12 protein-coding genes and 1 pseudogene are annotated in these 10,598 nt (G+C 65.9%); 8 read left to right on the forward strand and 5 right to left on the reverse strand.

Annotated elements, in window-relative coordinates:
* Positions 1–933: a class A beta-lactamase gene (gene bla / locus ACX6XY_RS22815; protein ID WP_460333807.1), complete on the reverse strand. Its 933-nt coding sequence runs from the start codon at positions 931–933 to the stop codon at positions 1–3.
* 134 nt (positions 934–1,067) lie between these two features.
* On the opposite strand from bla, the gene ACX6XY_RS22820 reads away from it, so the two are divergent.
* From ACX6XY_RS22820 to ACX6XY_RS22830, 3 genes are all read left to right on the forward strand, one after another.
* Positions 1,068–1,973: a LysR family transcriptional regulator gene (locus ACX6XY_RS22820; RefSeq protein WP_460333810.1), complete on the forward strand. Its 906-nt coding sequence runs from the start codon at positions 1,068–1,070 to the stop codon at positions 1,971–1,973.
* Entirely contained in the window at positions 1,970–2,869 is a 900-nt protein-coding gene (locus ACX6XY_RS22825) for a serine hydrolase (RefSeq protein WP_460333813.1), read from the forward strand. Before ACX6XY_RS22820 ends, ACX6XY_RS22825 begins: the two co-directional genes overlap by 4 nt.
* Before the next feature lie 176 nt (positions 2,870–3,045).
* The gene (locus tag ACX6XY_RS22830) at positions 3,046–4,509 is read left to right on the forward strand and encodes a peptidoglycan D,D-transpeptidase FtsI family protein (protein WP_460333816.1); all 1,464 of its coding nucleotides are present in this window, start codon (positions 3,046–3,048) and stop codon (positions 4,507–4,509) included.
* Positions 4,510–4,692: 183 nt separating this feature from the next.
* Here the strand turns inward: ACX6XY_RS22830 and ACX6XY_RS22835 are convergent, their stop codons facing one another.
* A complete protein-coding gene (locus ACX6XY_RS22835) occupies positions 4,693–4,908 on the reverse strand; it encodes an integrase core domain-containing protein (RefSeq protein ID WP_460333819.1) in 216 nt (71 codons plus the stop codon).
* Positions 4,909–5,043: 135 nt separating this feature from the next.
* Here ACX6XY_RS22835 and ACX6XY_RS22840 point away from each other — a divergent pair, with 135 nt between their 5' ends.
* The 4 genes from ACX6XY_RS22840 (at position 5,044) to ACX6XY_RS22855 (ending at position 6,964) form a co-directional block, all read left to right on the forward strand.
* The gene (locus ACX6XY_RS22840; RefSeq protein ID WP_460333822.1) at positions 5,044–5,613 is read left to right on the forward strand and encodes a transposase family protein; all 570 of its coding nucleotides are present in this window, start codon (positions 5,044–5,046) and stop codon (positions 5,611–5,613) included.
* Between the two features lie 4 nt (positions 5,614–5,617).
* Positions 5,618–5,968: a hypothetical protein gene (locus ACX6XY_RS22845; RefSeq protein WP_460333825.1), complete on the forward strand. Its 351-nt coding sequence runs from the start codon at positions 5,618–5,620 to the stop codon at positions 5,966–5,968.
* Positions 5,969–6,070: 102 nt separating this feature from the next.
* Positions 6,071–6,208, forward strand: a complete 138-nt coding sequence (locus ACX6XY_RS22850; protein ID WP_460333828.1) for a hypothetical protein — start codon at positions 6,071–6,073, stop codon at positions 6,206–6,208.
* A gap of 195 nt (positions 6,209–6,403) precedes the next feature.
* Positions 6,404–6,964 (forward strand): YrhB domain-containing protein, encoded by a 561-nt coding sequence (locus tag ACX6XY_RS22855; RefSeq protein ID WP_433111033.1) that lies wholly within the window; start codon positions 6,404–6,406, stop codon positions 6,962–6,964.
* A gap of 23 nt (positions 6,965–6,987) precedes the next feature.
* Here the strand turns inward: ACX6XY_RS22855 and ACX6XY_RS22860 are convergent, their stop codons facing one another.
* Together ACX6XY_RS22860 and ACX6XY_RS22865 are read right to left on the reverse strand one after the other, a co-directional pair.
* Positions 6,988–7,635 carry an ISL3 family transposase gene (locus ACX6XY_RS22860; protein WP_460333847.1) on the reverse strand — a complete coding sequence of 216 codons (648 nt, stop codon included), beginning with the start codon at positions 7,633–7,635 and terminating at the stop codon, positions 6,988–6,990.
* A 538-nt stretch (positions 7,636–8,173) separates the two neighbouring features.
* Positions 8,174–8,365 (reverse strand): annotated as a pseudogene (locus tag ACX6XY_RS22865) (ISL3 family transposase); the annotation flags it as partial.
* On the opposite strand from ACX6XY_RS22865, the gene ACX6XY_RS22870 reads away from it, so the two are divergent.
* On the forward strand, positions 8,283–8,555 hold the full coding sequence (locus ACX6XY_RS22870) for a hypothetical protein (RefSeq protein WP_460333832.1): 273 nt from the start codon (positions 8,283–8,285) through the stop codon (positions 8,553–8,555). The pseudogene ACX6XY_RS22865 and the gene ACX6XY_RS22870 overlap by 83 nt on opposite strands.
* A gap of 422 nt (positions 8,556–8,977) precedes the next feature.
* Here ACX6XY_RS22870 and ACX6XY_RS22875 read toward each other — a convergent pair whose 3' ends face one another.
* Entirely contained in the window at positions 8,978–9,622 is a 645-nt protein-coding gene (locus ACX6XY_RS22875) for a dihydrofolate reductase family protein (RefSeq protein ID WP_460333835.1), read from the reverse strand.
* Positions 9,623–10,598: the final 976 nt, after the last annotated feature.

Consider the following 10,598-nt stretch of genomic DNA (forward strand, 5'->3'; position numbering starts at 1 on the left):
TCAGCGCAGATGCGAGGCCACCACGGATGCGGCCTCGGCGATCAGCTTGTCGTCGTATTCGGCAGTCGATGTGCGGCGGTTGGACATCACGGCCACGACGATCGGTGAGGCGTCCGGACGCCAGATCACCGCAATGTCGTTGCGGGCGCCGAACAGGCCGCCACCGCCGCTCTTGTCACCGACCTGCCAGTCTCTGGGCATCCCCTTGCGGATGAGCTCTGCTCCGGAGGGGTTCGTCTTCAACCACCGGACCAGCTGCTCGCGCTCGGGTTCGTCGAGTTCGTCGCCGAGAGTGAAGGCGCGCAGAGACTCGGCGAGTGCCCGCGGCGTGCTGGTGTCACGTTCCTCGCCAGGCTCCCAGCTATTCAGATCGGTCTCGCGACGGTCGGAGCGGGTGACCTGGTCACCGGCCTGCCTGAGCGCGCGCTGCAGTGCGCCGGGGCCGCCGATCTCATCGAAGAGCAGGTTGGCTGCGGTGTTGTCGCTGTGATGCATGGCTGCGGCACTCAACTCGGCCAGGGTCATGCCGTCGGTCACATGCTGCTCGGTCTGAGGGGAGTGCGGCATCAGATCGCTCTTGGAGTAGGCGACGCGCTTCTGCATCCCGTCCAGGTTCCGCTCGCGGAGCACCACCCCGGCGAGCAGCGCCTTGATGGTGGAGGCGTACGCAAACCGTTCCTCATCCCGGTAGGCCACTTCCCGGCCGGTGCCGGTATCCACCGCGTACACCCCGAGCCGTGCCTTGAACGACCGCTCTATCTCCTTGAAGGCGGCGTCCGTTCGATCCGGCGTACCTATGCGGTTCGTGTCGTCAGTGCCGGCTGAAGGCGAGGGCTTGGCAGTGCCGTCGTACGCGCATGCCGCAAGCGGGACCGTCGTGAGGATCACCGACAGCACAACAGGCGCGAACTGACGCAGGCGAGGCCGAGGCATGGACTGTTCCCCTCTTCGGTTCCAAGGCGTCGATTGGCGTCCGCCTGGGCAATGGGTGCATCCTCCCCATAGCGACCTATTCTGTCTAATGCGGAAATGAAGGGTTCCATGCTGATTCGACATGAGGTGGGGGTATGGACCTGGTAGGAGCGTGCCGGGCCTTCGTCAACGTCAGCGCACGCGAGAGCTTCACCGCGGGCGCCACAGCGGCTGGCATGTCCCAGCCGGTGGCCAGCCGGCGTATCGCAGCACTGGAGCAGCGCCTGGGCCAGCCATTGCTGGAGCGCGGCACCCGCCGGCTCGCGCTGACGCCGTTCGGCCGCGACCTGCTGCCTGCCGCCCGTCGGCTGCTGCAGGCCGCCGACGCACTTGAACACGAATCCCGCAGCGCCGGGCGCAAGCCCTGGCGGCTGGCCGTGCCGCTGACACTGTCTGCCGCCGCCCTGGCCCGCCTGATCGCGGACGCCCGGCAGCTCGGCCTTGTCGTCGAACCGCAGCCCGCCGCACCGGCCGACCGCACCGAGCTCCTGCACACCCAGCAGGCGCGCGCTGCTCTGATGCCGGCGCCCGCGGACGAGGCCGCCTGGACGGTGCCCCTCGGCCTGGCCGGACTGCAACCACCTGGCACCCAGCGCGTCCACCTCGACAGCCTGCGCCCAGGACGCCACGGCTCGGAGCCGCCCCGGCACATCTGGTTCCAACCCGAGGACGACGTCCCGCACATCCGTGACCCACTGATGCGGCTGCGCGACGCCGCGGGGCTGCGCCTCGATCAGCTGCGCGCCGCGCCCGACCTTGCCACGGCCGCCGCACATGCGCTGGGCTCGGCCGACCTGGTGCTGTGCTCCCAGGTCGAGGCACGCGAGCTCGACCTGACCTGGCTTCCGCCTGGCGAACTGTCGGCCATCCGCGGATACGTCATCGCCACGGCCGACCAAAGCAACCCGAAGCCGCTCCAAGAGCGCCTGCACGACGCCGTGTCCCGCTGCCTGGGAGCCTTTCCGGCCCCAGACCCCAACACTCCGCGATCGGTCTCATGAACACCCAAGCCCTCCTGCACCACCTGCGCGAGCAACTACACGATGCCGGCCTGCACGGCAGCTTCCTCGTCCGCGACCTCGACTCGGGCCACGAGATCGGTATCGACCCGGAAGCGCAGCTGCCCGCGGCCTCGCTCGTGAAGATCCCCCTCGCCGTGGCAACCGCCGACCGCATCCGCCTCGGCGAACTCAATGGCGCCGCGCCCATTGATGTGGCCCCCGGTCTTGTCACCACACCCGGTCCCATCGGCCTGGCCCGGTTCCGCCACCCCGCCCGCATCGCCGTAGACGACCTGCTCTACCTGAGCACCAGCCTCAGCGACGGTACGGCCGCCGACGCGCTGTTCGACCTCACCCCGCCTGCCCAGGTCAACCAGTTCCTCGAACGGGCCGGCCTGCGCGGCATCACCGTGCGGCACCCCATGCGCGACCTGATCGACACCCCCGCCGAACGCTTCGACGACGCACACCACCTCGCGCAATCCCTGGCCATCGACTCCAGAACCGACGGACAAGGCCACCGCGTGCCCCAACTGGACGTCACCCGCGCCAACATCGGCAGCGCCCGCGCCTGGACCGATCTGCTTCAAGCGCTGTGGCGGCCGTCGGCCCTCGACCCCGACTCCGCCCAGCAGGTGCGCTGTCTCATGGCCCACAACGTCCTGCGTCACCGGCTCGCCCCCGACTTCGCCTCCGACGCCTCGACCTGGTCGTCCAAGACCGGCACGCTCCTCAACCTGCGGCACGAGATCGGCGTGGTCGAGCACACCGACGGCCAAACGTTCGCGGTCGCCGCGCTCACCCGGTCTCACGTGCCCGCCGCCACGCAAACCGCGGCCGAGGCGCTCATGGCGCACGTGGCCCGCACGCTCCGCGACCACCTGCGTCAGGCCTGAACACAAGGCGCCAGCGACGCACAACACCTCAAACCCCACGCGCAACCCCGGCTTCTCTCGCATCCACCAAAGAGACACCCGGAGCTGCGCGCCGTCCGCACGACGCGGACACCGCCCAAAGAACGGCGCGCCCTTCGTGGATCCGGGCGCGCCGGAGAAACAAGAAGGGTTCGACCATGAACAAAACGCTGCGGCACATATCCGTGTTCTGCGGCCTTCTCATGCTGGCGCTGCTCATCCGCACGAACTGGGTGCAGCTCGTGCAGGGGGACGCACTGGCCGAACACGAGAAGAACCGACGCGTGGCGATCGAGCGGTACGCACAACCGCTCGGCAACATCCTGGTGAGCGGGAAACCCATCACCGGATCGGAACGCGTGGAGGGATCCGACCTGAAATACAAGCGCACGTACACCGACGGGGCGATGTACGCGCCGGTCACCGGCTTCGCATCCCAGGCATTCGGTTCCACCCAACTCGAGGCGCTCAACAGCAATTTGCTGTCAGGGACCGACAGTCGCATGCATCTCAAAGACCCACTGCGCACGCTCACCAACCAGCCGCAAGCAGGCGGGGACGTACTCACCACCATCGACCCACATGCCCAAAAGGCCGCCTACGAAGGGCTCGGCACATTCAAGGGAGGTGTCGCAGCCATCGAACCCGAGACCGGTCGGATTCTCGCTCTCGCATCGACCCCCTCATACGACCCGTCGACTTTCGCAGGAATTTCAAAGAAGGACCAGCGCGCCTGGGAAGAACTCAACAAGGACAGAAACAAACCGTTGCTCAATAGGGCGCTGAAGGAAACCTATGCCCCCGGGTCCACCTTCAAGGTGCTCACCGCAGCGGCCGCCATCGAGGCCGGAAAGGTGACCGATGTACGCGCCCCGACGGACTCCCCCGACCCGTGGACCATGCCCGACACCCGAACCGTCCTGCCAAATCTCAACAAGGCAGCACCGTGCCGCAACGCCTCGGTAGCGGTCGCAATGCAGTACTCCTGCAACAACGTGTTCGGCAAGCTCGCCGCCGACATCGGCAAGGACAAGATGGCTGAGGTGGCGGAGAAGTTCGGCTTCAACAATCCCAAGGTGGACACCCCGGTGCGCGCCGGGAACTCGATCTACCCCACCGACATCAACCGGCCCCAGACCGCCCTAAGCGGCATCGGCCAGGGCTCGGTAACTTCAACTCCACTGCAGATCGCCATGCTGGCGGCGGGCATCGCCAATGATGGCAAGCTCATGCAGCCACATCTCGTCGACGAAGTGCGCGGTCCCGATCTGAACATTTTGGACAAGTATGAGCCGAAGGCGATGTCGCAGGCTGTCTCCGAGCAGACTGCAGGCATGACCCGGGAGGCCATGGAGCACACCGCGAAGGAGGGCTCGGGCCGGCCCGCGCTGATCGACGGCATCACGGTGGGCGCGAAGACGGGCACCGCCCAGCACGGTGTCAACAACTCGCTGCCCCCGTACGCCTGGTTCATCGCGTACGGAAAGAGCCCCGAGGGCAAGTCGGTGGCCGTGGCGGTCTTCATCGACCCAGGCCAGGACGTTCCGCGTGACGCCATCGCGGGCGGCACGCTTGGCGGCCCGATCGCCAAAAGCGTCATGGAGGCTGTACTGAAGAAGTGAGCCACCTTGCAAGAGGGCGGGCCTGCAACTCATTGCAGTTACAGGCCCCCTGACGGGCATGCCGGCGCTGTTCCACTGTTGCCACCGGTCCGTTTCCCCGTGCCGCTCGCCGAACCCGGCGCACCCGTCTCCGAGTACCGGGCTCTCCACGGACTCTGAATCGCCCCGGGTTCGGTAGAGATCTCAATTGGTGGTTGTGACCTGGGGTTTCGTGTTCGTGAGGTAGTAGTTGGTCTCGTGCTCGACGGGCGGGACGTGGCCTATCTCACCGTGGAGGCGGCGGTGGCAGTACCAGTCGATCCACTCGGCGGTGGTCAGCTCGACCTCGGACAGGGTCTTCCAAGGTTGTTGCGGCTTGATCAACTCGGTTCTGTAGAGCCCGACGACTTTGCTGCGCAACTCCCGGTGTCCGCGTACTCTCCGATGGGGCCCTGGCAAGATTTCCGTGAAGCGGGAGTGTGCTTCCGTGCGCCGGTGACGCTCCGTCACGGGTAGCGGGACCGTCTGCGAGTGTGTGATGACCTCGTACGGATCATGTCTCCGCACCTGGATGTGGTGCGGGTGGAGCGGGTGTGGTCGGCGGGCGGCGTGGTCCGTATCGCCGCTCGGACACGTGAGTTGATGGTGACGTGTCCGGGCTGCGGGCGCGAATCGGCGCGGGTGCACAGCCGGTACTCCCGCACGCTGGGCGACGTCGCTGCCGGTGGACGCCCGGTGCTGATCACCCTGGCGGTGTGGCGCTTGTTCTGTGACAGTCCGAGCTGTGGCCGGCGGACGTTCGCCGAGCAGGTAGAGGGGCTGACGGTGCGCTACCAGCGTCGCAGTCCGCTGCTGCAGCATCTGGTGGAGATGGCCGGGGTACTGCTCGCCGGCCGTGGCGGGGCCCGGCTCCTGAACACTCTGAAGGCGCCGCTGTCGCGGACAAGCGTGCTGTTCCAGCTGATGCGCATGCGACTGCCGTCGGTCACGACACCGCGGGTGCTGGGCGTGGACGACTTCGCGTTGTACGCGGACGTCTACGGCACGCTGCTGGTGGATGCCGATACGCGGTTGCCGATCGAGTTGTGGGCCGGCTGCCTGGCTGCGCACGCATCCCGGCGTTGAGGTGGTGTGCCGGGACGGCTCGCTGGTCTACCGGCAGGGCATCACCGACGGGGCACCGGAAGCAGCGCAGGTCAGCGACCGTTTTCACCTCTGGCAGGGGCTGCCGAAACGGGTCTCGGACATTGCCGCCGCGCACCGCGGCTGTCTGTCCGCCGCAGTACCTGAACCCGAACCCGCCACACCACCGTCGGCGGAACCATCCGAGACGGTTGATTCTCCTGCTCGCCGCCACGCCAAACTGCTGTTCGAGGCGGTGCACGCGGTCTCTGACTCCGGCCGCTCGCTCAGCGCGATAGCCCGCGAGCTGGGCCTGAACCGACGCACCGTTGCCAAGTACGCACGCGCTGCCTCCTGACAGGATTGCGTACGCCGAACCCCGCCCCGCCGGTCCACGAGCCTCGATCCGTACCTGGAGTATCTGCGTCAACGCTGGGAGGAAGGCGAGCACACCGCGACGGTGCTGCACCAGGAGATCGTCGCCAAGGGCTACGGCGGCCACTACCAACGGGTCAAGATGGCCATTGCACCCCTGCGTCGCGGTTTGCCGATCGACACACCGCACGAGCGGCCACCCTCGCCCCGCCAGGTCGCCTGATTGGCTTCGTTCACTTCAAGGGGTTCTGACACAACTTCTGTGACGAGATCACCGTAACTGACTGTCGGGTTACCTCATAGCTCGGAGAATCAGCAGCGTTGGCGCCGTTCACGTGCGTCCACTACGATCTGCCAAGACGTGAAGCGAGCAGGAAACTTGGTGGTAGCCATCCGGGCCGTACGAGATGCTGCCAAAGTGATTGAACGAGATGCCGCGGTTCAGATCGTTGAGGAAGAACTGGAACGCGACTACCAGCGAGAGCTTTCACTTGGGCTTGTCCCGATGCGGATGGCTGTGTCGCATGTAGAGCAGCATGAGCTGGTATGGATCATTTCCTGGACATCTGAGGAGTACCTGCGCACCCGAAACCCAGACTTCGCGCTGGCCGGGAATGGGCCGTACCTTGTTGACCGCGTCGACGGGAGCCTGCATCAGATCGGTGTCGTCTCTGCAGTAACGGACGCGTGGGAGGCGGACTACCGAGTCCGCATTCGAAGGCAGGTCACGCGGACCGCAGTGGACGATCTGCACGATGAGGTCCGGGCAGTGGCAGGCGCTCGTGGGAGGGTTCATGCCATGCACATCCTGCGCCAAAGAGTGCCCGTACTCTCCCACGCTCAGATCATCGAGTACGTGACCGCCTTGCAGCATGGCGATGCTCCGGCGCACCTTGTAGAGGTCTCCTCCAGGGAGCTGGTGCCGCCTACCGACCCGTTCTTGTCCGTGGTCACCATTCGCAGAGCCGCGAACCGTTGAGGTGCTGACAGCAGCAGCTGCCCTCACGAAGCGAGGAGAACTCGCTTGCGCAGCAGCGAGAAGCCAGCGCGGCCGTACATCTGGCGCTTGAGCATTTTGATCCGGTTGACGTGCCCTTCCACGACACCTGAGCTCCAGGGCAGAGTCAGGCCGGCGATGACGGCGTCGCGGTCGCGGCCGATGCCTGCGGCGAGAGTGTGGAGGCTGGACAGGTCGTCTTGCCGGACGGCGTCGAGCCAGTCGGGCAGGCGCTCGCCCTGGCGCTCGGTGAGCATGGTCGCGAAGAAGCGGACGTGTCTGGTGAGGGCGTCGATTTCGGGGCAGTGCGTCCGGACGGCCTTGAGTTGGAGTTGCTCGGGTTCGGTGAGGGTGTCCGGACGGCGGAGGATCCATCCGGCGACGGTTCGGGGCGTGGGCGGCCGGGCGGTCACCGGCTGCGGTGAGGTGCGCTTGTCGTGCAGGCAGGCGCGAACGCGCTGGTAGCTGCCCTTGTAGCCGAGTGGCACGATCTCCTCCCACAGCTTCCAGGCGTTGGTGCAGCCCTCGCTCCAGCGGTCGTCCAGATAGGGCTTGTAGTCGTCGAGGACGGAGTGCCGGTTCTGCCACTGACCGGTGAACAGCTCCTCCGGCATCGCGGCGTCTGCGAGCTGCTTGACGGTGCGGTAGGTCATCCCGAGCTGCCGCTGCACCGAGCGACGGCTGTGTCCCGCTGTCAGCAGGGCGTGGACGGCGGCATGCCGATCCCAGGTCCGATCGGCGAATCGGTGCCCGGTCCCGGCACACGACCTCGACGCCGGGCCGATCGGTGAGCCAGGCCGCCAGGCTCGATGCCTCCCGGTCGGGCAGCAGGTCGACAGGGCGGCGGGTCTCGACGTCGACGAGAACAGTGCCGTAGTGGCGGCCCTTGCGGGTGGCGTACCCGTCAACGCCGACCACACGCGGGGCGGGCGCTTCCGGCTCGGGCAGGGCGTCGACCAGGCGCAGGACGGTGCTCCGGCTGACGCATAACCCGAGCGCGGAGCTCAGGCGGGCGCCGGCGCGGCCCGTCAGGGCGAGGCCGACCGAGGCCAGCGTCGCGCGCAGCCGCTCGGTCCGCTGACCGTGCCGACGGGTCAGGCCGGGTATCTGCTCGACGAAGGTGCGGCGGGTCCGGCAGGCAAACCGGCGGACCCTCAGCTGAAGAACAACGCTTCGTCCAGTGCTGGGCACATCAGCCGGAAACCGCAGGTAGGAACCATGGACCCGGTTCGACCAGACCCCACACGCCGGGCAAGCGGCACCGTTTGCAGTGCATTCCGCGTCGACCCGCACTATCGCGATGCTCACGTCCACCGACAGCACCGCGACGTCCGAGATCGACGGGAACAACAGCTCCTTCAACCGGGGCACGATCTCTTCCACGGACCCGAACTGTCAGCCCAGATGCCTTGATCACGGCTTATTTTCGGGCGACTTCACGCACTGCCCGGAGCTGGACCGAACTCACGACCTGGTTAGGCAGTTCGCCGCCATGCTCGACGCCCGCGACGCCGCCCCACTACCGGACTGGCTCGACCAACTCGCGGCCTCCCCGCCTCCCGGCCCTGGCTAGCCTGGCCAAGGCCATCCGAGAGGACCAGCACGCCGTCGCTCAAGGGATCACCACCCCATTCAACTCTGGCGTCAACGAAGGCCGGATCACGGATCTGAAGCTTCAGAAGAGGATCATGGCTGGCCGTGCCGGAGTTCCGCTCCTTCGCCACCGCGTCATCCTCATGGCAGAGCTCCGACGCCGCTACCCGTGACGGAGCGTCACCGGCGCACGGAAGCACACTCCCGCTTCACGAAAATCTTGCCAGGGCCGCGTTCATGTTTACGCCGACACCAGGGTGGTCTTGGTGTTGGGTTTTTTAGTGTGGTGTTAGGTGCTCGTGGTTTGTTTTCGTTGGGTCTTGTCTCTGTGTTTTTTCTGGGGTGTGTGGTGGTGTGGTTGTTGGGGGTTGGTGTTGTGTTTGTAGATGTCTGGGTGGGTTTTTAGCGCCAGAACATGTGGTGTATTACTCCGCTTGGGCTGGGGATGGTGTTGTGGTGGTAGCGGTTGGTTAGCTCGTCTGGGGATTCCCATAGGCGGGTGCCGGAGCCGAGGGTGATCGATGGGGTTACTGCTATGTGGATGGTGTCTAGGAGGTCGGCTTCCAGGAAGGTGCGGATGGTTGTGGCGCCGCCGCCGACGCGGACGTCTTTGCCTTGGGCGGCCTTTTTCGCTCTTTCCAGGACGTTGGCGGGGTCGTCGTTGACGAAATGGAAGGTTGTGTCCGACAGGGTGAGGGACGGGCGGGTGTGGTGGGTCATGACGAAGACGGGGGTGTGGAAGGGGGGCTCGTCGCCCCACCAGCCCTGCCAGTCTTCGTTTTCCCAGGGGCCGCGTTGCGGGCCGAACTTGTTGCGGCCCATGATCTCGGCGCCGATGTTGTGGTCGTAGTCGCGGATGAGGTAGTCGTCCAGTCCGCGGCTGCCGCCTGGCTCTGTCCGCATCTTCCAGCTGGCCGTGGTGCTGGCCCAGCTCATCAAGCTCATCGGATCGGCGTGGCCGAAGGGCCGCTCCAGGCTTTGTCCCTCGCCTGCGCCGAATCCGTCGCTTGAGACGGTGAAGTTCTGGACCCGCAGCAACTGCGTCATGGTGCTACCTGCTCCCGCTCGGTGATCTCTGATCATGGCTGTCGGAAGGGTAGACCCGCGGGCCCGGGAAAAGTCATCGCAGCCGTGCCCGCAGTACCTCCACCCGCTGGCGTTCCGGCCGGGGTATGTCAGTCCAGGGCTGACATACCTTCGGGAGTCCAGGCCTCTGAGCTGGGAAAACGCGTAGCTCTTCCTTCTAGAGCGCGCGTACGCGTGCTACCGGGTCCTGTTTCTTTCTTCAGGCCTGTCAGGGGGGACCTGGGCCTATGTGAGTAGGCGTCGTGTGCGGTCTGGCGTTGCGTAGTTCTGTTGAGTGGGTGGTGTCTGGTCTGGCGTGCCGGTCTGTGCGGAGCCGAGGCCGGCGGCTTCCTGAACGGTGGGGTCTGCGGCTCTGTGTGTGGCCGTGCAGGCTGTGAGCGTTGCCCGGTTTCACTGGCCGGGGCGGTGGGTCTGTCTGGGGATGAGACATAGAATATAATTCTCACACAACACATTCCAGGCAACTACATTCCAGCGATGCACTATCTGTGCATGAAATTCCCCCTGGATCCCAAATCAATCTCACCTCGATAGCCCGGTTGCAGTGCAACCTGACGAAACGTCACTGAACGTGCTAGTTCAATCCGAGAGAGCAGGTCCAGGCGGAGCGCAGCGGAGCCTCCCACTTCCCCCAGACTCGGCTGTTCCCCAGGACAGTGACGACTCGTCACCCCCTGGGGAACAGCCGAGTCTCCCAGACCTCACACAGCCCAGCACATGATGCACCCCGCCCCGCAGCCAGCATCAGCCCCCGCGCAAGCGCGGGGGCGCACAATTCGCGCAAGCGCGAATTGACCCACAGAAATTCCGCAAGCAGAATTTCCGTTTTCCCCGCAAGCGGGGAAAACAGGCGGAGCGTCAGCGGAGCCCAGCCCGGAGCGAAGCGGAGGGCGGTGTCTTATAAACAACTCCCAGCCCACGAGACGCTACAGGTCAT

This window comes from Streptomyces sp. O3, assembly GCF_054788135.1.